This window comes from Alphaproteobacteria bacterium (assembly GCA_030740435.1).
Taxonomy (GTDB): Bacteria; Pseudomonadota; Alphaproteobacteria; order UBA2966; family UBA2966.
This window is the reverse complement of sequence record JASLXG010000126.1, coordinates 1-22,740: the sequence shown is the minus strand read 5'-3', so window position 1 is coordinate 22,740 and position 22,740 is coordinate 1. Positions and strand designations below refer to the sequence as shown.

The 22,740-nt window shown below is 66.9% G+C and carries 20 protein-coding genes and 1 tRNA gene; 13 read left to right on the top strand and 8 right to left on the bottom strand.

The window, feature by feature from the left end; genetic code table 11:
- The first annotated feature begins 282 nt into the window (after nucleotides 1-282).
- The 9 genes from QGG75_13275 (at nucleotide 283) to QGG75_13235 (ending at nucleotide 11,437) form a co-directional block, all read left to right on the top strand.
- Nucleotides 283-1,887 carry a DUF4115 domain-containing protein gene (locus QGG75_13275; GenBank protein ID MDP6068202.1) on the top strand — a complete coding sequence of 535 codons (1,605 nt, stop codon included), beginning with the start codon at nucleotides 283-285 and terminating at the stop codon, nucleotides 1,885-1,887.
- 93 nt (nucleotides 1,888-1,980) lie between these two features.
- A complete protein-coding gene (ispG, locus tag QGG75_13270) occupies nucleotides 1,981-3,108 on the top strand; it encodes a flavodoxin-dependent (E)-4-hydroxy-3-methylbut-2-enyl-diphosphate synthase (GenBank protein ID MDP6068201.1) in 1,128 nt (375 codons plus the stop codon).
- A gap of 28 nt (nucleotides 3,109-3,136) precedes the next feature.
- Nucleotides 3,137-4,390, top strand: coding sequence for a histidine--tRNA ligase (gene hisS, locus QGG75_13265; protein ID MDP6068200.1), 1,254 nt, complete (start codon nucleotides 3,137-3,139; stop codon nucleotides 4,388-4,390).
- Complete coding sequence (gene prfA, locus QGG75_13260) at nucleotides 4,387-5,457, top strand: peptide chain release factor 1 (GenBank protein MDP6068199.1); 1,071 nt, start codon at nucleotides 4,387-4,389, stop codon at nucleotides 5,455-5,457. Before hisS ends, prfA begins: the two co-directional genes overlap by 4 nt.
- A complete protein-coding gene (prmC, locus tag QGG75_13255; GenBank protein MDP6068198.1) occupies nucleotides 5,454-6,368 on the top strand; it encodes a peptide chain release factor N(5)-glutamine methyltransferase in 915 nt (304 codons plus the stop codon). The genes prfA and prmC overlap by 4 nt, the downstream gene beginning before the upstream one ends.
- A 284-nt stretch (nucleotides 6,369-6,652) precedes the next feature.
- Nucleotides 6,653-7,168 carry a DUF4167 domain-containing protein gene (locus tag QGG75_13250; GenBank protein ID MDP6068197.1) on the top strand — a complete coding sequence of 172 codons (516 nt, stop codon included), beginning with the start codon at nucleotides 6,653-6,655 and terminating at the stop codon, nucleotides 7,166-7,168.
- 153 nt (nucleotides 7,169-7,321) lie between these two features.
- A complete protein-coding gene (clpB, locus tag QGG75_13245; GenBank protein MDP6068196.1) occupies nucleotides 7,322-9,949 on the top strand; it encodes an ATP-dependent chaperone ClpB in 2,628 nt (875 codons plus the stop codon).
- 220 nt (nucleotides 9,950-10,169) lie between these two features.
- Nucleotides 10,170-11,267, top strand: a complete 1,098-nt coding sequence (locus QGG75_13240) for a pentapeptide repeat-containing protein (protein MDP6068195.1) — start codon at nucleotides 10,170-10,172, stop codon at nucleotides 11,265-11,267.
- Between the two features lie 26 nt (nucleotides 11,268-11,293).
- Entirely contained in the window at nucleotides 11,294-11,437 is a 144-nt protein-coding gene (locus QGG75_13235; protein ID MDP6068194.1) for a hypothetical protein, read from the top strand.
- A gap of 185 nt (nucleotides 11,438-11,622) precedes the next feature.
- On the opposite strand, the gene QGG75_13230 is transcribed toward QGG75_13235, so the two are convergent.
- Nucleotides 11,623-12,990, bottom strand: a complete 1,368-nt coding sequence (locus QGG75_13230; GenBank protein MDP6068193.1) for a peptidoglycan DD-metalloendopeptidase family protein — start codon at nucleotides 12,988-12,990, stop codon at nucleotides 11,623-11,625.
- Between the two features lie 325 nt (nucleotides 12,991-13,315).
- On the bottom strand, nucleotides 13,316-13,687 hold the full coding sequence (locus QGG75_13225) for a response regulator (protein ID MDP6068192.1): 372 nt from the start codon (nucleotides 13,685-13,687) through the stop codon (nucleotides 13,316-13,318).
- 150 nt (nucleotides 13,688-13,837) lie between these two features.
- Between QGG75_13225 and cysQ the strand changes: the two genes are divergently transcribed.
- Nucleotides 13,838-14,602 carry a 3'(2'),5'-bisphosphate nucleotidase CysQ gene (gene cysQ, locus QGG75_13220; protein MDP6068191.1) on the top strand — a complete coding sequence of 255 codons (765 nt, stop codon included), beginning with the start codon at nucleotides 13,838-13,840 and terminating at the stop codon, nucleotides 14,600-14,602.
- 107 nt (nucleotides 14,603-14,709) lie between these two features.
- Here cysQ and QGG75_13215 read toward each other — a convergent pair whose 3' ends face one another.
- From QGG75_13215 to QGG75_13195, 5 genes are all read right to left on the bottom strand, one after another.
- On the bottom strand, nucleotides 14,710-15,705 hold the full coding sequence (locus QGG75_13215; protein ID MDP6068190.1) for a carbon-nitrogen hydrolase family protein: 996 nt from the start codon (nucleotides 15,703-15,705) through the stop codon (nucleotides 14,710-14,712).
- A 225-nt stretch (nucleotides 15,706-15,930) separates the two neighbouring features.
- Nucleotides 15,931-16,707 (bottom strand): class I SAM-dependent methyltransferase, encoded by a 777-nt coding sequence (locus QGG75_13210; GenBank protein MDP6068189.1) that lies wholly within the window; start codon nucleotides 16,705-16,707, stop codon nucleotides 15,931-15,933.
- 3 nt (nucleotides 16,708-16,710) lie between these two features.
- Nucleotides 16,711-18,570, bottom strand: a complete 1,860-nt coding sequence (locus QGG75_13205; GenBank protein MDP6068188.1) for a feruloyl-CoA synthase — start codon at nucleotides 18,568-18,570, stop codon at nucleotides 16,711-16,713.
- 5 nt (nucleotides 18,571-18,575) lie between these two features.
- Nucleotides 18,576-19,571 carry an MDR family oxidoreductase gene (locus tag QGG75_13200; protein MDP6068187.1) on the bottom strand — a complete coding sequence of 332 codons (996 nt, stop codon included), beginning with the start codon at nucleotides 19,569-19,571 and terminating at the stop codon, nucleotides 18,576-18,578.
- Complete coding sequence (locus tag QGG75_13195) at nucleotides 19,568-20,734, bottom strand: acetyl-CoA acetyltransferase (protein ID MDP6068186.1); 1,167 nt, start codon at nucleotides 20,732-20,734, stop codon at nucleotides 19,568-19,570. Before QGG75_13195 ends, QGG75_13200 begins: the two co-directional genes overlap by 4 nt.
- Nucleotides 20,735-20,872: 138 nt before the next feature.
- On the opposite strand from QGG75_13195, the gene QGG75_13190 reads away from it, so the two are divergent.
- Entirely contained in the window at nucleotides 20,873-21,301 is a 429-nt protein-coding gene (locus QGG75_13190) for a VOC family protein (protein MDP6068185.1), read from the top strand.
- A 67-nt stretch (nucleotides 21,302-21,368) separates the two neighbouring features.
- Nucleotides 21,369-21,749: a VOC family protein gene (locus tag QGG75_13185; GenBank protein MDP6068184.1), complete on the top strand. Its 381-nt coding sequence runs from the start codon at nucleotides 21,369-21,371 to the stop codon at nucleotides 21,747-21,749.
- A gap of 39 nt (nucleotides 21,750-21,788) precedes the next feature.
- Here the strand turns inward: QGG75_13185 and QGG75_13180 are convergent, their stop codons facing one another.
- Complete coding sequence (locus QGG75_13180) at nucleotides 21,789-22,571, bottom strand: short-chain dehydrogenase/reductase (GenBank protein MDP6068183.1); 783 nt, start codon at nucleotides 22,569-22,571, stop codon at nucleotides 21,789-21,791.
- A 92-nt stretch (nucleotides 22,572-22,663) separates the two neighbouring features.
- On the opposite strand from QGG75_13180, the gene QGG75_13175 reads away from it, so the two are divergent.
- Nucleotides 22,664-22,740: transfer RNA gene (locus tag QGG75_13175), tRNA-Pro, on the top strand.

Sequence of the window (22,740 nt, the reverse complement as noted above, 5' to 3'; positions counted from 1 at the left end):
AAATATGGTCAAAGGGGCTTCCAGAAGCGGTCAAACCGCTAAAATCAGACCATCCGATGGTTGCTGGAAAATATGGCTACTACTGGGAGTGCGATGATGGTACGGTTTCCATGGATTTGGAGGCTATCTGGGGAATGTCGGTTAAGTATTGAGGGATTCTATGCAGGCGGCCGGGGAAAACCGATTTGCCCAGGCCGGCCTTGTGATTCGTCCTGACCGGTGCGCCGCGCCCGGTCGCCAGAGTGGGAACAAGTTCGAAACATCCAGCCTGAATCCGGCACCATGAGCGATCGCCAGTCAACCGAACGAAAAGCCGACCGCGCGGCCATCCGGCGCCGCTTGCATCTGCGCGAGGTTTCAGCGGAATTCGAGGATGCCGCTTATGACGGCATCGGCGCCGATCTCAGGGCGACGCGCGTGCGCAACGGCCTCGATCTGGTCGGCGTGGCCCGCGCACTGCGCATCCGCCTGGAATACCTGCTGGCCCTCGAGGAGGGGCGTTTCGCCGAACTGCCGGGCTCGGTCTATGCCGTCGGTTTCGTGCGCACCTACGCCGAGCACCTGGGCATCGACGGCGAGGCGGCGGTTGATGCCTACAAAGCGGAAACCTCGGGACAGCGGGCCGAGACCAGGCTTTTGTTCCCCACGCCGGAGCCCGAGAACCGCATGCCGAAGGGCTGGCTGATCGGGCTTTCGTTGGCCCTTTTCGCTCTCGTCTATGCTGGCTGGTACTACGCCGAGAACAAGGACCAGTTCGTCATCGAACCGGTGGCCCAGGTTCCCCAGCGACTGGCCACGCCCGAGGCAACCGAGACGCCACCCCAGCCCGCCGTGCGCAACGAGGTGACCGAGCCGGCCGCGGCGGCCCCAGCCGAGCAAGCGGCGGCGGCAGCGGCTCCAGTGGCAGCGGCAACCGCCGAGCCCGAGCCGGCGCCTGAGCCTGGGGCGCAAGCCGAGGCTGAACCCCAGGCTGAGCCCGAGGCCCAGGCCCAGCCCGTGAACCAAGCGGCGGCCGAGCCCGAGCCCGAAGTGGCGCCGGCGCCCGCCCTGTCCCCGCCGATGGCGGTTGTCGAGCAACCGGAACCCCAGCCGGAGACCCAGGCTCGGACCGAGACCGAGACCGAAGTGCCGGCGCCGAGCGTTCGCGCCAGCCAAACCCCGGACGGCATCAGCCGCCGTCTGCTGAACCCCGACGCTGGTCAGGCCCTGCAGGGGCCGTCGCCCGCTTCGGTGCCGGTGGACGTGGTGGCCTACCCCCTGCCCAGCCGGCCAGGGTCGGCCCTGGCCCTGCCGGCCGCCGTTACCCAAGCGCCGGCCGCCGCCGAGCAAGCCGCGGCGATGGTCGAGCCGGCACCGCCCAGCCCGGCGCCAACCGTCGCCCCAGAGCGGACGGCGGTCGTCGAGCCGGCACCGCCCAGTCCGCCGCCAGCCGTCGCCCCAGAGCAGACGGCGGACGTCGAGCCGGCACCGCCCAGTCCGCCGCCGGCAGTGCCGCAAAACAGGGCACAAACCGCGCCGCAAAGCGCCTCGGCCGGCGCGGCGGCCAGTGCCGTCACGGCCACGCAGCCGACCGGCGCCGGCCGCGTGCCACAGATTTTCGGTGCCGGCAACTGGAATGCCCGTGTCGTGGTGCAGGCCCGCGCCGACGCCTGGGTCCAGGTGACGACCGAGACAGGAGATCTCTTGCTCACGCGGGTGCTGCGCCAGGGCGACAAATTTCTGGCGCCGCCGCGCGACGACATCGTGCTGACCACCGGCAATGCCGGGGCGCTGGAAATCTTCGTCGATGGCAACCGCCTGCCGAGCATCGGCGCCATTGGCGAGGTAGCGCGCAACCTGCCGCTGTCGGTCGATTGGCTGATGGCCAAACTGCGCTCGGATCGATAGCCCGCTTGATCTTGGCGCCACTTCGGCGCATTTTCCCGGTCGATCCCTGTTTTCCCCGCGCGCCGAAATTTGGGCCGCCAGCGGCTTGAGACCATGAGCCTTCGAAGCTATCGAGACATCGCCCGCCGGCCCAGCCGCCGCATCCAGGTCGGCGATGTGGCGGTCGGCGGCGGCGCACCCATCACGGTGCAGTCGATGACCAACACGCCAACCGCCGAGGTGGCCGCCACACAGGCCCAGGTGGCGGCACTCGTCGAGGCCGGCGCCGACATCGTGCGGGTATCGTGCCCCGACGCCGATGCCACCCGGGCCCTGGCTGAGATCGTCAAGGCGTCAGGCGTGCCGATCGTCGCCGACATCCACTTCCATTACCGCCGTGCCATCGAGGCGGCCGAGGCCGGGGCCGCCTGCCTGCGCCTCAATCCCGGCAATATCGGCTCGCGTGATCGCGTGCGCGAGGTGGTGCGGGCGGCTCGCGATCATGGCTGCTCCATGCGCATCGGCGTCAATGCCGGCTCGCTGGAGGAAGAGCTGTTGCGGAAATATGGCGAGCCCTGCCCCGAGGCCATGGTCGAGAGCGCGCTGGGCCAGGCGCGCTGGCTCGAGGACGAGGATTTCTTTGACTTCAAGATCAGCGTCAAGGCCTCCGACGTTTTTCTCGCCGTTGCCGCCTACCGCCAGCTTGCCGCCGCCTGCGACCACGCGCTTCACCTCGGCATCACCGAGGCCGGCGGTGCCGTCAGCGGCACCGTCAAGTCGGCTATCGGTCTGGGCGCGCTCTTGTGGGAGGGTATAGGCGATACCATCCGGGTCTCGCTGTCGGCCGATCCGCTGGCCGAGGTGCGGGCCGGCTTCGAGATCCTCAAGGCGCTCGACCTGCGCCGCCGCGGCGTCACCGTCATCGCCTGCCCGTCCTGCGCCCGCCAGGCCTTTCCCGTGATCGAGACGGTGGCGGCGCTGGAAGAGCGGCTGGCCCATATCACGACGCCGCTGACGCTCTCGATCATCGGTTGCGTGGTCAACGGACCCGGCGAAGCGCGCCAGACCGACATCGGCCTGACCGGCGGCGGCCCCAACAACCATCTGATCTACCTGGCCGGCGTTGAAGACCACAAGATCGACGACGCCGGCCTGGTCGGGCACATCGTCGAACTGGTGGAGAGCCGGGTGGCCGAGATCGCGGCGGCCGAGTCCGCCGAGGCGTTGGCCCAGGCTTCTTGAGCAGCAAGCAACGCGGAGAGATTCACAGGTGTCTCAAGTCCAACCCGTGCGCGGCACGCACGACATTCTGCCCGAAGAGGGCCGGCGCCACCGCCAGGTCGTCGAGATGGCGCGAGAGCAGGCCGAACGCTATGGCTTCGGCGAGATCGCCACGCCGATCTTCGAATTCACCGAGGTCTTCCAGCGCACCATGGGCGAGAGCTCGGACGTCGTGACCAAGGAGATGTACACCTTCAAGGACCGCGGCGACGAGCAGATCACGTTGCGTCCCGAATACACCGCCGGCATCGCCCGGGCTTTCATCTCCGGCGGCCTGCGCCAGGATCTGCCGCTCAAGTTCTTCGGCCATGGCCCCATGTTCCGCTACGAGCGGCCACAAAAGGGCCGGCTGCGCCAGTTCCACCAGATCGACGCCGAGATCCTCGGTGTGGCCGAGCCCCAGGCCGACATCGAGGTGGTGGCGCTGGGCGCCGACATCCTGGCGGCGCTGGGGCTGGCGGGCCGCGTGCGGCTCGAGATCAACACGCTCGGCGATCGCGAAAGCCGCGGCGCCTACCGCCAGGCCCTGGTGGCCTATTTCAGCCAGCACCTCGATGCCTTGTCGGAAGACAGCCGGGCGCGCCTCGAACGCAACCCGCTGCGCATCCTCGATTCCAAGGACCCGGGCGATCGCGAGCTGATCCCCGAGGCGCCCAGGCTCGGCGACTACCTCAACCGGCATTCGGCGGATTTCTACGCCGAGGTGCGGGCCGGCCTCGAGGCCATCGGCATCGAGTTCCAACACAACGAGCGTCTGGTGCGGGGCTTGGACTACTACACCCACACCGCCTACGAGTTCGTCACCGACGAGTTGGGCGCCCAGGGCGCAGTCATCGCCGGCGGCCGTTATGACGGCCTGATCGAGGCCCTGGGCGGGCCGCCGACGCCGGGTATCGGTTGGGCCGGCGGCATCGAACGCCTGGCCATGATGGTGGCCGAGCCGCCCGCGCCCAGCCGCCCGATTGCCGTGATCCCGATCGGCGAGGTGCCGGACACCAAGGTTCTGGCCCTGGTCCACGACCTGCGCGGCCGGGGACACGTGGTGGAGCACGGCTATCGCGGCAACTTGGGCAAGCGGCTGAAGCGCGCCAACAAGCTCAACGCCCGGGCGGCGGTGCTGCTGGGCGAGGACGAACTGGCCCGCGGCGCCGCCACGGTGCGGGATCTGGATTCAGGCGAGCAACACGAGGTGGCGCTCGAGGGGCTGGCCGAAGCGCTGCAGTCCTATCTGGCGAAGCCATGATCCCTCAGGAAAAGCTCCAAAGCATCGTTGATCACCACCGCGACATCGAGGCCCGCATGGCCGAGATCGGCGGCGGCGGCGACGAATTCATCCGGCTCTCGAAGGAATACGCCGAACTCGCTCCGGTCATCGCCGCCATCGCGGACTACAGTTCCTGCCTGGGCGAAATCAGCGACCTCGAGGAGCTGATCGCCGAGCCCGAGATGCGCGAGCTGGCCGAGGCCGAGTTGGCCGAGCTGCGCCAGCGCCTGCCCGGGCTGGAACATGCGCTCAGGGTGCAGTTGCTGCCGGCCGATACGGCCGACCGGAAGAACGCCATTCTCGAGCTGCGCGCCGGCACCGGCGGCGACGAGGCGGCGCTGTTCGCCGGAGATCTGCTGCGCATGTACCAGCGCTACGCCGAGTTCAAGGGCTGGAAGATGGAGACCATGCAAATCTCCGACACCGACCTCGGCGGCGTCAAGGAGGCCCAGATCCTGGTCTCGGGCCGCGGCGTCTTTGCCCGCCTCAAGTACGAATCCGGCGTCCACCGTGTGCAGCGCGTGCCGGAAACCGAATCCTCGGGCCGCATCCACACCTCGGCCGCCACCGTGGCGGTGCTGCCCGAGGCCGAGGAGATCGACGTGGAAATCGACGAGAAAGACCTGCGCGTCGACGTCTACCGCGCCTCGGGCCCCGGCGGCCAGTCGGTCAACACCACCGACTCGGCGGTCCGCCTGACCCATCTGCCGACCGGCCTCGTGGTCACCCAGCAGGACGAGAAATCGCAGCACAAGAACCGGGCCAAGGCGCTGAAGATCCTGCGCTCGCGGCTCTACGACATGGAGCGTGCCAAGGCCGATGCCGAACGCGCCGCCTCGCGGCGCGGCCAGATCGGCTCGGGCGATCGCTCGGAACGCGTACGCACCTACAATTTCCCCCAGGGCCGGGTCACCGATCACCGCATCGGCCTGACGCTGCACAAACTCGACAAGGTGCTGGCCGGCGAGGCCCTGGACGAGGTCGTCGACGCCCTCACGGCCGACGACCAGGCCGGCCGCTTGGCCGATTTGGAAGGTGGCGAATGAAGCACCGGCCGGCCCCGGCTGAATCCGGCCCAGAGCCTGACACCGGCATCGGCGCCTGGCTGGCCTGGGCGGCGATTGAGCTCGGCGCGGCCGCAGTGGCGGAGCCCCGGCGCGATGCCAAGTTGTTGCTCGGCCATGCCGCCGGTCTCGACGCCGCAGCCCTGGTGACCCGGCCCGCCGGCCCGCTGGGCAGTGCCGGGGTGGCCGCCTTCCGGGCCGCCGTGGCGCGGCGGCGGCGCCGCGAACCGGTCTCCCGCATCGTCGGGCGGCGGGAATTCTGGAGCCTCGATTTCGCCCTGGGACCGGCCACGCTGGACCCGCGGCCGGACAGCGAGACCATCATCGAGGTGGCGCTCGAGGCGCTCTCGGAACGCCGGCGGGCGTGGCGCCTCTTGGACCTTGGTTGCGGCAGCGGTTGCCTGCTGGGCGCGCTGCTCAAGGAATTGCCGCTTGCCTTCGGCCTCGGCGTCGACCTCGACCCGGCGGCGCTGATTGTGGCGCGCGACAATATCACCGCTCTGGGTTTCTCGGGGCGCGCCGCTTTCGCCGCCATGGACTGGAGCGCCGGGCTGCGGGGGCGCTTCGATTTGATCGTCTGCAATCCTCCCTATGTGCCCAGCTCCGCCATCGCCGGGTTGCAGCCCGAGGTGCGGCTCTGGGATCCCGGCTTGGCGCTCGACGGTGGCGTCGATGGGCTAACCGCCTACCGCCGGCTGGTGCCGCGGCTGCCCGACCTTCTGGCCGCCGGCGGCCGGGCCATAATCGAGATCGCCGCCGATCAGGCCGGGTCGGTGGCGGCCCTGCTGCAAGACGCCGGCCTGACCCCGGCGGCGCCGCACCGGGACCTGGCGGGACGGCCGCGCTGCCTGGTTGCCGAAACATCCGCATCAAGGCTTGTCAAGGAAAAATAAAGGTTGGAAAGCGCCATCGGCGCCGCTAGGGTCTAGGCCGATAGCGGCGACCCCGCTCGATTTGGCGGGCTTCGGGGCAAACCCAGAAACGCCGTCTGACCCGGTCCATATCCGTTGCTGAACCTGTTGGTCGATGCAAAAGGATGGGGTTGGGGGTCAGGTCCAAGGGCCGAAATTAGGCATTTCCTTGCGGGCATCATGCCCGAGAGCGGCCCTGTGCAGGCGCGGGGTGGGTGCGTGAGGGTCAGGAGATTTTCGGGGATAACAGGGACAGACTTGGTGATATGAAGCACATCGGCAACGGTAAACGTGGGCGCGGCGGACGCTCCGGCGGACGCAGGCACAGTCACAACGCCAACCGCAGCTACGATAGCAACGGGCCCGACGTAAAGGTTCGAGGCACCGCCAGTCAGGTTTGCGACAAATACCTGACCCTGGCCCGCGAGGCCACGACAAGCGGCGACCGCATCAAGGCCGAAGGCTATTTCCAGCACGCCGAACACTATCTGCGCCTGCAGAGCGGCGAGCAGCAACAGCGTCAGGAAACGCAGAACAGGCAGAACGGCCGCCACGTCGAGGCGGCGCAAGAGGCCGCCAATCAACCCCAGCCCCGACCGGTAGCGCAAACCGAGGCCGCCGACGAACAAAACGCGGCACCCGCGAGGACCATTGCTGACGCCCCGCAGCCGGTGCTCAAGGCGGTCGAAATGCCGCCGATCGAAGAGGCCGTGGTCGAGACGACCGTGGTCGAAACCGCGGCCGGCGAGAGCGAGCCCCAAGAGGCCGAGAGCACAGCCTGACGGCACTCCGCGAACAATCATCCAAGTTCCCGTCGGTATCTGCCGGCAGCTTTGACCGCTCTGGCAAGGCGATTTTCTTCTTGTGTGTTATTTCCGCAACACCATTTGATAGACTGTGCCGGCCGGCCGGCCCGACTTGAGCGGAATGGTGATATGGAATTCGACAACTACAGCGACCGTTCGCGCGGCTTCATTCAGGCGGCCGAGGGATTGGCGCTGCGCTCGGGCCATCAACAGTTCACCCCGGAACACCTGCTGAAGGTGCTCTGCGACGACCCCGAAGGCCTGGCCTCGGAGCTCATGCGGGCGGCCGGCGGCCGGCCCGAAGAGGTGCCCGAGGCGGTGACGGCGGCGCTGGCCGAATTGCCGACGGTGGAGGGACCGGGGGCGGGCCAGCTCTACCTGGCGGCGGAAACGGCGCGGCTCTTCGAGGCGGCGGAAAAACTGGCGCAAAAGGTGGGTGACAGTTTCGTCACGGTGGAAAGGCTGCTGATGGTGCTGGCGCTGGCCGCTGGCACGCCCTCGGGCGACATTCTCAGAGAGGCCGGCGTGACCCCGCAAGCTCTGAACCGGGCCATCGACGAGAAGCGCAAGGGCCGGCGCGCCGACAGCGCCGGTGCCGAAGGCGGCTACGATGCGCTGAAGAAATATGCCCGCGATCTGACCGAGGCGGCGAGGACCGGCAAGCTCGATCCGGTGATCGGGCGCGACGAGGAAATCCGCCGTACCATCCAAGTGCTGTCGCGCCGCACCAAGAACAATCCGGTTCTGATCGGCGAGCCCGGTGTCGGCAAGACCGCCATCATCGAGGGCCTGGCCCAGCGCATCGTCAATTCCGACGTGCCGGAATCGTTGCAAGGCAAGCGCCTGATGGCGCTCGATCTGGGCGCCATGATCGCCGGTGCCAAGTTCCGCGGCGAGTTCGAGGAACGCCTCAAGGCGCTGCTGGCGGAGATCCAGGCGGCGGCCGGTGAGGTCGTGCTTTTCGTCGACGAACTGCACACCCTGATCGGCGCCGGTGCCGCCCAGGGGGCGATGGACGCATCCTCCTTGCTCAAGCCGGCCCTGGCGCGTGGCGAGTTGCATTGCCTGGGGGCCACGACGCTGGACGAATATCGCCTGTACGTCGAGAAGGATCCCGCGCTGGCGCGCCGCTTTCAGTCGGTCTACGTCTCCGAGCCCGGTGTCGAGGAAGCGGTTTCGATTCTGCGCGGACTGAAGGAAAAGTACGAGCTGCATCACGGCGTACGCATCAGCGACGGCGCCATCGTCGCCGCGGCGACGCTTTCGCAGCGCTACATCGCGGATCGCTTCCTGCCCGACAAGGCCATCGACTTGATCGACGAGGCGGCCAGCCGGCGGCGCATGGAAATCGACAGCAAGCCCGAAGAGATCGATGAGCTCGACCGCCGCATCATCCAGCTCAAGATCGAGCGCGAGGCCCTCAAGAAGGAAAACGATGACGCCTCGCGCGACCGCCTCGTACGCCTGCAAGGCGAACTGGCCGGGCTGGAGAAACAGTCCGCCGAGCTCACCGAGCGCTGGCAGGCCGGCAAAGGCAAGCTAGCCGACGCCACCCGCATCAAGGAGGAGCTTGATGGCGCCCGGCTTGAACTGGCGCAGGTGCAGCGTGAAGGCGACCTCGCGCGAGCCGGCGAGCTCGCCTATGGCATCATTCCCGAGCTCGAGAGCAGCCTGGCGGCAACCGAGGCCGACGCCGCCAATGGGCCGCTGGCGGCGGCCGGGCAAGGCAGCGGCCCGCAGCTCTTGCAAGACGCCGTCGCGGAAGCCGATATTGCGCACTTGGTATCGCGCTGGACGGGCATTCCCGTCGACCGCATGCTGGCCGGCGAGCGGCAAAAGCTCTTGCAGCTAGAAAGTTTGCTGGGCCGGCGCGTGGTCGGCCAGGGCGAAGCCGTCGAAGCCGTTGCCAACGCCGTGCGACGGGCCCGGGCCGGTCTCCAGGACGCGGCCCGGCCGATCGGCTCGTTTCTCTTTCTCGGACCCACCGGCGTGGGCAAGACGGAGCTCACCAAGGCGCTGGCCGAAATCCTCTTCAATGACGAACAGGCGCTGGTTCGCATCGACATGTCGGAATACATGGAGAAGCACGCCGTGGCCCGGCTGATCGGTGCGCCGCCCGGCTACGTCGGCTACGACGACGGCGGCGAGCTGACCGAGGCGGTACGCCGGCGGCCCTACCAGGTGATCCTCTTCGACGAGGTCGAGAAGGCCCATGGCGACGTCTTCAACCTGCTCCTGCAGGTGCTCGACGACGGCCGCCTGACCGACGGCCACGGCCGCACCGTCGATTTTCGCAACACCCTCATCGTGCTGACCTCCAACCTGGGTTCCGAAATCCTGGCCGCCCGGGTCGACGCCGCCAGCGACGATGCCGTGCGCGAGGAAGTTCTGGCCCTCACCCGGGCCCACTTTAGGCCGGAATTCCTCAACCGGCTCGACGAAATCATCATCTTCCACCGCCTGGAACGCAGCCACATGGACGGCATCGTGGCCATCCAGGTGGCTGCTCTGGTGGCGCTGCTGGCCGGCCGCGGTCTGCGGCTTGAGCTTGACGAGGCGGCCGCCTCATGGCTGGCCGAGAAAGGCACCGATCCGGTCTATGGGGCCCGGCCCCTGAAGCGGGTGATTCAGCGCCATATCCAGAACCCGCTGGCCAATCTGATCGTGGCCGGCGAGATCGCCGAGGGCGACACCGTCAAGGTCTCGGCCGCCGCCGATGGCCTCAGCATCAATGGTGTGTTGATCGAAGCCGCTTGAAGGGTGCCGAACCTAGCAATCTACATGACAGCCGTCGCTTGCCAGGGCGACGGCATTTTCTGCTATTATGCAAATGCTTAACGGTTGACGTGTATGCAATTGCTTAACAGTTGACATGTGCCGGGTGGGCTGACGCTTTGCTGCGATAGCCTGGGCCGTGTTTTTTGGTTTGTCGCTTGCCGCCGTTGGGGAGGTAATACCCAGGGGTGCTGGGGAAGGTATGAAACCCGAAGACCTTGTCGCGGCTCTCAAACTCCATCAGCGCTTTGTCAAATCGCTGACCGGAGGGCGGCGTGCCAACCTCAAGAATGTCGATTTTGGCGGCCTCAAGCTGACCAAGGTCGACCTCTCCCAAGCGGTGCTGTCGGGCGCCGACTTCAGCGATTGCAAATTGATCGGCGCTAATTTCTCCTACGCCGACCTGTTTGGGGCCATCTTCGACCGGGCCGACCTGCGCGCTGCCGACTTTTCTCGGGCCGACCTCCGGGGCGTCAGTTTCCATGGCGCCCAGCTGGCCGGGGCCAACCTGAACGATGCCGACATGCGTCCCGGCGCCCTGGTCCACATCAAGGAGCAGGTGGGCCAGCAGGAGGAGACCGCGGCCGACCTCTCGAACGCCAATCTCGACGATGCCAGCCTCGACGACGCCAAGATGTCCAAGGCCAAGCTGCGCAACACCTCGGCCAAACGCGCCAGCCTCAAACGGGCCCAGATGCCCCAGGTAGACATGCGCGGTGTCGATCTCTCGGGCGCCAACCTCGGATCGGCCCGCCTGCGTGGTGCCAACCTGACCGGTGCCAACCTGCAAAGCGCGCAATTCGCCATGACGCGCTTGGATGGTGCCAATCTGAGCGGTGCCATTCTGGCCGAAACCGACCTCGATAAGGCCGACCTGACCGGCGCCACGGTTTGCCGCGGTGCCACCGATCTTTCGTTGGGCATGCAGAAAATGCTGGCCGGTCACGCTTTGTGGGTCGAATCCAACGGCTCAAGTGGCGAACGGGTCTCACTGTCGGGTGAGGATCTGCACGGCGTCGACCTCGCCGGCGCCGCACTTTCGGGCGCCGAGCTCAAGGGCTGCAATCTTTCCGGCGCCAATCTGTCCAAGGCGCTATTGGTGTTGGCCGATCTCAGCGACGCCAACCTGCGCGACGCCGATCTGCGGGGCGCCGACTTTTCCGGTGCCAATATGCAACGCGCCAATATGCTTGCCGCCAACCTGCGCCGGGCCGATCTCAGCACCGTCGAGCTCAAGAGCGCTTCCGGCGACGCCACCGGCCAGGCCCCTGGCCGACCAACTGCAGCGACGCCATCCTGACCGATGCCGACGTCACCGGGGCCAACATGAAGGGCACCGTGCTCACCGACGCCGACCTCACGGGCATCATCGGTCACATACCCGAAAAGAAAGAAAAGCCGCGCACAGGGCCGGGCTCCGGGCATGCCTCCCGCGAAGGCCGGCCGGGCGGGGAATGGCGCGGCGGCTAGTGTCCTGCCCCAGAAATTCATAGGATGAATTTCTGGGATAAGCAGGCCACTAAACATTTGATTCTAGTGTGATTCAGATCCCGAATTTCGACGCGTGAAATGCGCCGAACTTCAGAATCATCACACTAGCGCGATTTCAAGTTTTGTTGGAATTGCCCGGCCAACCGCTGCCGGGAGCGAAATAACTACTCCCGCTGGGCCAGTTTGGTGGCCAGCGGGGTTTCGGCCCGGGCCAAGTCGACATCGCGGCGCAGCGCCTCGAAACGGGCCAACACGGCGCCCCCGAGTTTCTGCCCGGTCGGCAACTTGATCTTGAGCGGATTGAGCTGGCGGTTGCCGACCAGCACTTCGTAGTGCAGGTGCGGACCGGTCGAGCGGCCCGACGAACCGACGTAGCCGATGGTCTGGCCCTGGCGCACCCGCTGGCCCCGGCGCAGGCCCTTGGCGTAGCGGCGCAGATGCCCATAAGCCGTCTTGTAGCGGCTGTTGTGGCGCAGCCGGATGTAACGTCCATAGGCGCCCTTGCGGCCGATGGCCTCGACCACGCCATCGCCGCCGGCCATGATCGGCGTACCCCGCGGGGCCGCGAAGTCGAGCCCGCGATGCATGCGCGTGTAACCCAGGATGGGATGACGCCGCTTGCCGTAGCGCGATGACAAGCGCGCCCCGTCGACCGGCGTGCGCAGCAGTGCCTTGCGGGCGCTGTGGCCCGAGGCGTTGAAGTAATCGAAGCGCTGGGGCTGGCTTTCGAAACGGTAGAGCGGGTAGTGGATGCCGCTCAGCGTCAGCGCGGCGTAACGCAGGGCGCCGTCCTTTACCGGCCGGCCGCTTTCGTCGTGCAGACGCTCGAAAAGGATCTCGAAGCGGTCGCCGGGTTGGATGTCACGCTGGAAATCGACGTCCCAGCTGAAGATACGGATGACATCCATGATCAGGCGGTTGGGCACGCCGGCCCGGCGGGCGGCCAGGAACAGGCTGTCGTTGATGGTGGCGGCGGCGTGGTAGGAGACGCCTTCCAGCTCCTTGACGATGCCACGGGCGGTGAATTCACCGCTGACCGTCCGCTCAGCGGCGATTTCGTGCTCGGCATCGGCATGAAGGCGCAGCGCCACCAGCAGCTTCGCCGGCTTGCCGGCCGTTCCTTGCCTATAGGTTGCCATCAGAGTCTGGCCGGGGCGCAGGCTCTTGGGATTGAAGACATCCTGCAGCGAAGAGATGGCAGCGTGGGCCTGCTTGCGGTCGCTGCCGCTGCGCAGGATGGCTTTCATCAGGGTGTCGCCGCGGCCAATGGTGACTTTGCGGCTGACATTGGGGCTGGGCACAGGGGCCGCGGGAGTCACTCGGGCACTCGGCACCGCCGCCTCGAGGTCGCCCTCCTCCGGCAGCAGCAGAAAATCGTCGGGCAGGCTGCGCTTGACGCCGCCGTCGAGCCAACCGGGGTTGCCGAAGGCCGGCAGCTCGGGAATCGATATCAAGGCCAGCAACAGGCCGACGGCGGCGATGATGCCGTAGACCGTCAACTGGGCGCCGCCTTTGTCCCTACCGTCAGCCATCTACCCCTCCGCACCAGAGCTCAATCCATTCCAGGCTCCGCCGTGGCCGCCAAAGATGCGGGTTTGGGAATCCCTTGTCAACAATTTTATCAATTGAATCAAAAGGCTTTATGACTTTTCTAATTTCGATACGGAGAAATATCTGGAATCCGATTGTAATGAAAGCATAGACTGCTGGGCGGCATGCCATGCGCCACGGCCATCGTGGAACCCTCGGTGAGACCCGGCGGCAGGCTGAATATTCGTTGGTTTCCCAGACCGAGCGGGTTAGATATCCGTGCGGGAAGTCGAGCCGGCGGGCGCTTCGGATTATTCCTGAGGTGTTCTAATGCCCGTTCAGGCTCTGGCGCACCGCCGAGAGCAGTTCGGCCCGGCGGAAGGGTTTGGTCAGCGTGTGGCCGGCGCCCAGCTTTTCGGCCATGCTCAGGAACGAGGCCGGACCCGACGGTTTGCTGCCCGACATGGCGATGATGCGGGCCTCGGGAAACTCGCGCTTGAGCGCCAGGATGGTCTCCATGCCCTCGTAATCGGGCATGATGATGTCGGTGATGATGAGGTCGGTGGGGCTTTGGCGGTAGATATCGATGCCGGCGCGGCCGTTTTCCGCGTCGACGATGTCGTAGCCCTCTTCCTCCAGCGTGAAGCGCATGGCTTCGCGCAAGGGCTGTTCGTCGTCGATTACCAGTATGCTGGGCACAGTCAATTTCTCCACCTTGATTGAAATATAGCGACGCCCAGGTCCGCTTCATACTGACAGGTTTGTGAACACCTTGTGATCAGCTCGGGGAGACTTGACCCGGGCGGCGCAGAATGGTCCAGTCCGGCAGCCAAGTACCCCGGAGACGCCATGCCCGAGCCCCGAGACCAGCTTCTGCCCGGCCTGCGCCAAATCGCGCTCGAGGCCGGCGCCGTCATCATGAATATCTACCAGGGCCATATCGCGGTACGCGCCAAGGCCGACCAATCGCCGGTTACCGAGGCCGACGAAGCGGCCGAGGCGGTGATCCTGGCGGCCCTGGCCGAGTTGGCCCCGGAGATTCCGGTGATCGCCGAGGAAAGCGTCGCCGCCGGCCGCATCCCCGAGATCGGCGAGGGCCCCTTCTGGCTGGTCGACCCCCTCGACGGCACCAAGGAATTCATCAGCAGGAACGGCGAGTTCACCGTCAACGTGGCCCTGATCGAGGACGGCCTGCCGACGCTCGGCGTGGTTTTCGCCCCGGCTATCGGGCAGCTCTATCTGGCCGGACCGGGGGCGGTGACGCTGGAAAAAGATGGTGGCGCGGCGCGCCCCATCGTGGTGCGCCGGCCGGCCGCCGACGGCCTGGTGGTGGTGGCCAGCCGCTCGCACCGCGACGCCAAGACCGACGATTACCTGGCCGACTTCGAGGTCAAGTCGCTGACCGCGGCCGGCAGCTCGCTCAAGCTCTGCCTGGTGGCGGCCGGCGAGGCCGACCTTTACCCGCGTCTCGGCCGCACCATGGAATGGGACATCGCCGCCGGCCACGCCGTGCTGGCGGCCGCGGGGGGCCGCGTCGAGACCCTCGACGGTGCGCCCCTGCGCTACGGCAAGCCCGGTTTCGAAAACCCCTTCTTCGTGGCCCGCGGCGCCTGAGGCGCGACGATTCGTTAATTAGGTCCCCGTCAATTAGGTCCCTGTCCCCTTAATTAAGGTTTGTTAAGGGTGGTGGCGGCCATAAGTTAATGGCCCTATGCCGACGACTACTCGCCGTCGTCGGCACCTTCGGGCAACCCGTTTCCGCTCTCCCCGCCCAACTCCCCGACACGCTCCAGCGGCCGGCGGTTGACCAACAGGCGAAAAATGTCAGGCCGCGAATAGTGGCCGGCGACATCGCAGCCGGCCTTGGCCGCCAGCACCATTTCGCTCGAGCCCTGGGCCAGCAGTATGGTTTCGCCCTGGGCCGGACCGGCGATGACCTCGCCGCGGGGATCGATGATGCAGCTGTCGCCGGTGTGCTCGTAACGCACCAGGTCGCGGTAGGCTTGGGGCGTGTGTTCCTCCAGGCGCAGGCCGCCGACGCAGATGACGTAGCAGCCGGCCTGGGCGGCGAAGGCGCGCGACAGCAGCAGCTGGCGGATGCCCATGGGGCTGGGCGGCTTGGGCGCGCGCTCGTCCTCGCGGCCGGGCCAGGCGGCGACGTGGATCCCGGTACCCTGGGCCATCAGGGCATAACCCGGCAGCAGCATCTGGTGTTCCCAGCAGTTGAGGCCGCTGAGGCGGCCGTAAGCGCGCTGGTAGGCATTGAGGCCGACGGCATCGCCCTCGCCCCAGACCACACGCTCGCTGGCAGTCGGCTTGAGCTTGCGGTGGCGGCCCAGGATTTCGCCGTCGTTGCCGATGAACAACAAGGTGCAATAGGTCGTGCCGCGGGTGTTGGGATCGAGCTCGGCAACGCCGATGACGACATCGATGCCGGCCTGGCGAGCGGCGGCGCAGAGTTTGTCGGTGGTGGGGCTGGGGATCTCGACGGCGTTCTCCAGATAATCAGCGGCGGCGGCCCAGAAAGTGGCGCTTTGCGGCCCGAAGGCAAAGAAGGGATAACCCGGCAGCCAGGTCTCGCCAAAGGCCGCCACGGTGGCGCCCTTGTTCGCGGCCTCGGCGATCAGGTCGCAGGCCTTGTCCGTCGAGGCCTGGCGGTCGAATTGCACAGGCGCGGCTTGTATCGCGGCCAGGGTGAAAGTGTCGTCACTGGGCATGGCAATTTCCCCTGATTGGAGTTCGGCAGCCATTGAAGCAGTGCCGGCCCAGAGAGGCAATTGGCCGACAGAGCATTTTTTGCCTGCCGGATTTGCAGAGATCGTGATGAATGCTGCCTTCAACCCATTGGTTTTGGACAAAAAAAATTCCCAGTTCAGCGCTGAACTCGATTCTTTGGGTAAACCACCGGGGCGCGGCATGGCGGCCGGCAAATGCCGGTTGGTTCAGGGCGCCCGGCCGATCATGGCGAAAGCTCGGTGGGGCGCCATCAGCTCGTCGCCAAAGCGTTCGGCCAGCAGCTCCACGTGCGCCGCGTCGAAGGCGGCGATGCGATCGGCCGAGAGCGTGGCGCCGACGCCGGCGCTGGCGCGAATGCGGCCACGCCAGGCCTCGGCCGAATAGGGCACGTGGACATCGAAGGAAAAGCTCTCGATGGCGCCAAAGCCCGCGGCGCTAAGGTCGGCTGCCTCGTAGGTGTGGAAGCCGTCACGGCCGCCCCAGGGCCAGTCCGGGTTGTGAGCCTGGATCAGGGCCTCGCTGGCCTCGACGACACTGCCGGGCACCGGCAGCCAGTCGAAATGCGCCATGGCCATGGCCCCGCCGGGGACCAGCAGGCGCCTGGCCTCGGCGGCGGCCTTGGGCCGTTCGAACCAGTGCCAGGCCTGACCCACCGTCACCACGTCGAAGGAGGTATCCGGGAGCCCTGTCTCTTCGGCCCGGCCCAGCACGCAGTCCGTCTCGACGCCCGCCTCGGCGTCCAGCCGCCGGGCCTCGCCGAGCAGCTCGTCGGAGCGGTCGAGACCGGTGACCCGGGCGCCGCGTCGGGCAAAGCCGCGGCCCAGAAAGCCCGTGCCGGTAGCCAGGTCGAGCAAACGCTGGCCGGGCTGGCCCACACCCAGGACCACCAGGCGTTCGAACAGCTCGTCGGGATAGCCGGCACGGTGGCGCGCATAATCGGCCGCCGTGCGGCCGAAATCGACGCTGGCCCGCCAGTCGGTCAATACTCAGATCTCGATGACGTCGTCGGCCAGGGCTTCGGCATGCAACTTCTCCACCAGGTCGGCCCGGCGCTCCAGCGTGGCGCGCTGGTTGATGTAGCCTTTGTCGGTGATTTCGTTGGCGTCGATGGAGGCCGGATCGGCCATCAACAGCACCCGGGCGACGCGGTTGGACGAGCCGCCGGCGCTGGCGTTGTAGTCGCCGAGCTTGTCCTGGATGTGCGCCCGCACGGCCGGGCTGGCGATCAGCTCGTCGGCCCCCGCCTCGTCGCCCAGGCCGGCGATCTGGCGGCAGGCCAGGATGTTCGGCCAGGCCAGCAGGCCGACGAAATCGCGGTCGTGGCCGGTGACCACGGCGTCCTGCAAGGCCGGCGCGGCAGCCGCCAGGGCGGCTATGCGCAGCGAGCCCGTGGTCACCCAGGTGCCGCTGGTGAGCTTGAAATCCTCGGCCACGCGGCCGTCGAAGATGATGCCCCGGGCGGCGTCGTCGGGATCGGCAAGCTTGCCGGCATCGCCGATACGATAATAGCCGTCCTCGTCGAAGGCAGCCGCCGTGAGCTCCGCATCGCCGAGGTAGCCGGGCATGACGTTAGGCCCCTTGACGCGAAGCTCGAGCTTGGAGCCGGCCGGCGCGAACTTGATCGACACCCCGGGCGTCGGCACGCCGACGTTGCCGGCGCGCTCCAGGGGATAATGCGAAGAGGTGGCCAGCGGCGAGGTCTCGGTCGAGCCCCAGGCGGACGTTAGCCAGACGCGATCGCCGCGTTCCTTGATGGAGACCGCTTCCAGGCGTTCCCAGAGATCCTGCGGCAGCGCCGCCCCGGCGTAGAAGATGGCATCGAGGTCCTTGAAGAAGTTGGCCCTGAGCGCCGCATCGCTCTCCAGGTAAGGCAGCAGCATGGAGTAGCCCACAGGCACGTTGAGATAAAGCGTCGGCGAGACCTCAGCCAGGTTGCGCACCGTGTGTTCGATCAGGCCCGGCGCCGGCTTGCCGCCATCGATGTAAAGAGTACCGCCCTGGAAGAGCACCAGATTGAAGTCGTGGTTGCCGCCGAAAGTGTGGTTCCAGGGCAGCCAATCGACCAGCACCAGGGGTTTTTGCTTGAGAAAAAGCCAGGTCTGCTCCTGCATCTGCTGGCTCGAACAGAGCATGCGCTGGTTGTTGAGCACGCCCTTGGGCAGACCGGTGGAGCCCGAGGTGAAGAGGATCTTGGCGATGCTGTCAGGCCCCACCTTGGCGTAGGCGGCTGCCACCGCCGGCCCCGGCGTGGTGGCGAGGAGGTCGGCAAAGGGCGTGGCAGTGCGCTCGGGTGGCGCCTCGGCGCTGACCACCACCTCGACGTCGGCCAGTTCCGAGCACGCCAGGGCCTTGGCGAACATGGGGCCGCTGGCCACGTAGACCAGCCCCGGCCGGCAGAGCTCGGCGATGTAGCGGACCTTGGAAAGGTCCTGGCTCATCAGCGAATAGGCCGGCGACACCGGCACCACGGGAACGCCCACCTGCATGGCGCCCAGGGCCAGCAAGCCGTGGTCGATGCCGTTCCCCGAGAGGATCATCACGGGCCGTTCCGGCCCCAGGCCGCGGTCCAGCAGCGCCTGCGAGATGGCGTCGGCGGCGGCCCGGGCCTCGGCGAAGCTCACCCGCCGCCAGGGCTTGGTGGAATCGCCGCCCGGCCTTTCGGCCAGGAAGGTGTGGTCCGGCGTGTCGCGGGCCCAGCGCCTGAGCGCCGCGCTGACCTGGTCCTCGTAGGGTCCCAGCTCGCGGGCGCAATGGACGATGAAGCCGCCGTCTGCCGTCGTTTCGACGTCGACGATCGGTTCGGCCACCTCGACCAGGGCCAGCGGCGGTTTTTTGCTTCCCGTCATCACCTTCAGGCGTTGACGTCGATGACGGTACGGCCGCGCACCTGGCCCTTGAGGATCTGGCCGCTCAGCGCCAGCACCTCCTCGAACGGCACCACCTCGGTCATGCCGTCCAAGAGCTCGAGCGGCAGGTCGCTGGCCAGGCGGCGCCAGATTTCCGCGCGCTTTTCCTGGGGCACGAAGACGGAGTTTATGCCCATCAAACTCACGCCCCTGAGGATCAGGGGCAGCACCGTGGTCTCGAGCCCGAAGCCCGCGGCGTTGCCGCAGACGGCGACGGCGCCCCATTGCTCGATCTGGGGAATAAGGTTGGCCAGGATGGTGCCGCCCACGGTGTCGACGGCGGCCGGCCAGCGCGGCCTGGCCAGCGGCTTGGCCTCACCCTCGAACTCGGCCCGGTCGATGAAGCTGGCGGCGCCCAGGCCGGAGAGATAATCGCGCGTCTCGGGCCGGCCCGAAACGGCCGCCACGGTGTATCCCAGCCGGGCCAGGATGGCCACGGCGACGCTGCCCACGCCGCCGGCCGCGCCGGTCACCAGGATCTCGCCCGCATCGGGCGTGATGTCCATGTGCTCCAGCGCCATGACGCACATCATCGAGGTGAAGCCGGCGGTGCCGATGGCCATGGCTTGCTGCAGGCTGATGGCGCCCGGGATCTTGACCAGGTGGCCGGCCTTGACCCGGGCCTCTTGGGTATAGCCGCCCCATTCGGTTTCCGAGAGCCCCCAGCCGGTGATGGCGACCCGGTCGCCGGCTTTGAAGCCGGCGGCATCCGAGCTCTCCACCGTGCCCGCGAGGTCGATGCCCGGCACCATGGGAAAGCTGCGCATGACTTTGCCGCGGTTGCCGTTGAGCGCCAGGCCGTCCTTGTAGTTGAGGGTGGAATAGGCGACGTCGACCACGACGTCACCGGCGGGCAGGTCGTCCAGCGTCAGCTCGCGCCACTGGTTCTCCGGCTTGCCCTCGACCTCGTCGACCACCAGGGCCTTGAAGGGGTCGCTCACCGGATCTGCTCGAGGATCGAGACGTAGCTGGCCACGGCGGCGCCGCCCATGTTGAAGACGCCGGCTCGGCTGGCGTCCTTGACCTGCATGTCGCCGGCCTGGCCGGCCAGCTGCATGGCCGTCATGGCGTGCATCGAGACCCCGGTGGCGCCGATGGGATGGCCTTTCGCTTTCAGGCCGCCGGACGGATTGACGGGAAGTTTCCCGTCCTTCTCGGTCCAGCCTTCCTCCAGCGCCCGCGCCGCCTGGCCCGGCTCGCTCAAGCCCATGGCCTCGTAGGAGAGAAGCTCGGCAATGGTGAAGCAGTCGTGGACCTCGACCAGATCGAGATCATCAAGGCCCAGGCCGCTCTCCTCGAAGGCCTGGTCGAAGGCCCGTTTAGGTCCCTCGTAAGCCAAAATGTCACGCCGGCTGACAGGCAGGAAATCGTTGACCTGGGCGTTGGCCCTGAAGGCAATGGCCTTTTGCATGCCCAGCGCCTGGTCGCTGTCGGCCAACACCACGGCGGCGGCGCCGTCCGAGATCATCGAGCAATCGGTGCGCTTGAGCGGCGGGGCCACCATGGGGTTCTTGTCGCCCTCGGCGCGGCAGAACTCGAAGCCCAGGTCCTTCTGCATGTGGGCCAGGGGGTTGACCGAGCCGTTCTTGTGGTTCTTGGCGGCGACGCGGGCCAGCGCATCCATCTGGTCGCCGTGGCGCTGGAAGTACTGCTGCGCGATGTTGCCGAACATGCCCGGGAAGGTGACGCCCTGCGAGGCCTCTTCGTCATAGTAACTGGCCCGGGCCAGCACTTGCGTCACCGTGGCCGTGTCGGCCGCCGTCATCTTCTCGGCGCCGACGGCCAGCACGAAGCGCGCCTTCCTGGCGGCCAGCGCGTTGAGCCCCTGGTAGATGGCGGCCGAGCCGGTGGCGCAGGCGTTCTCGACCCTGGTCACGGGCGTGAAACGCAGCGCATCGTCGGCCTGCAGCACCAGCGAGGAAGGAAAATCCTGCTCCACCAGGCCGCCATTGAAGTTGCCGAGATAGATCTGGTCGATGTCGCCGGGCTCGAGCCCGGCATCATTGATGGCCTCGCGCGCCACGGTGGTGATCAGGCTTTCGATGGTGTGGTCTTCGAGGCGCCCAAAGCGGGTGTGGGCCCAGCCCACGATGCAGCCGGTCATGTCACGTCCTCCTGGCAGAGTTTTTTGCGGAGCTCGATTTCAAGGGAATTTAACAGACCTCCGGGCTCAGCGGTAGCGGACACGATGTCGCGGGCATACACTCCGCGATCGCAGGTCCAACGATTCCCGGGGTGCGTCATGGAACAACGAGTCAGCCTGATCACGCTCGGCGTCGCCGACCTGCCGCGGGCACGCGCCTTCTACGAAGCGCTGGGCTGGAAAGCCTCGGGATTTTCCAACCAGCACATCGTGTTCTTTCAAATCGGCGGCCTGGCGTTCAGCCTTTATGGGCGCGAGGCCCTGGCCAAGGACGCCGGGGTGCCGGGGCGCGACCCCGGGGACGGCCCGCTGATGGCCTTGGCCCACAATGTCCGCGAACGAGCGGCCGTCGACAGCCTGCTGGACGATGCCTCCGCCGCCGGCGCCCCCATCACCCAGCCCGCCCGCGACACCGAATGGGGCGGCTACGCTGGCGCCTTCGCCGATCCCGACGGCCACCTCTGGGAAATAGCCTGGAACCCCCATTTCCCGCTGGCCGCAGACGGTTCGGTCACGCTGCCGGGCTGAAGGGATATCCCACTCATAAGACTTCCAGACTAAACTGACGCGGGCTGCGAATTTCGGGGGATAGGACATGCACAAGAGCCGCTTAGGTGTTCTGGTCATAGATTGCCATACCGGCGACCTTGCCGAACACGCTGACTTCTGGGGAGCTGCCTTGGGCTACGCCGTCGGCGAGACCGACGATGACGGCAAATACGTCAGCTTGAAAGGTCCGCCGGACGAGGTGCGCATCATGCTGCAGCAGGTCGATCATCCGAGCCGCCTGCACCTAGACATCGAGAGCGACGACATCGAGGCTGAAGTCGCTCGTCTCGAGGGTCTTGGCGCCAAGCGGTTGGCGGCCATCCGGGGCTGGGTGGTGATGGAGGCGCCCAGTGGCCAGCGCTTCTGCGTCGTCAAACCCCAGCGCGCCGATTTTGCCGACAACGCCAACGTCTGGTCCTCCGGCTAGACGACCGGGGACTGCCCGGTCGGGTGTCGTTCCGGCACCCTACAGCATGCCGCCGCGGTGCACCCCGCCACCGTCGATGCTGACCACAGTGCCCGAGGTGTAGGCCGAGAGGTCCGAGGCCAGAAAGGCTGCCATGTGGCCGATTTCCTCGGGCGTGGCGGGGCGGCCGAAGGGCATGGGTTCGGCCAGTTTCGGCCATTCCTCGGCGTCGCCGAAGCGTTCCTCGGCCCAGCCTCGCATCAAACATACCAACCGATCGGTAGAGACCGGTCCCGGGTTGATGGCGACGACGCGAATGCCGTCGTCGGCGCTGCCGCCGCCGAGCGCCCGGGAAAACGCCATCAAGGCGGCATTGCCCACGGCGCCGCAAATATAGCTCGCCACCGTGCGTTCGCCTCCGGTGCCGATGATGTTGATGATGGTGCCCTGCCCGCGTTCCTTCATCAGGGCGTAATAGGCCCGCGTAATGTTGATGTAGCCGAACACCTTGAGGTCCCAGGCTTCGCGCCATCTGGCCTCGTCGATGTCCAGGAGCGTGCCGCCGGGAATGGCGCCGGCGTTATTGATCAGAAGCTCCACGTCGGGAAAATCGCGGGCCAGGGCATGCTGGTTCTCGCTCAGGCTGAGGTCCCCCGGAACCAGCTCGACAGCGACGTTGTGGCGCTCGCCGATAGCCGCCTTGACGGCCGCCAGGTTCTCGGCCGAGCGCGCCGCCAGCACCAGATCGCAGCCCTCGCCGGCCAACGCCAAGGCAATGGCCCGCCCGATCCCTTGCGAGGCCCCGGTAACCAGGGCCTTCCGGCCCGTGAGATTGAGATCCATGCTGTCTGCTCCCTGATGCTCTTTCGGGCGCAATGGTAGCGCAGACGGCAGCCCTTGCGAACAGACCCCGGGAGCGCTATATGTCCAGCCGTCGGGGAGTAGCTCAGCCTGGTAGAGCACTACGTTCGGGACGTAGGGGCCGGAGGTTCAAATCCTCTCTCCCCGACCA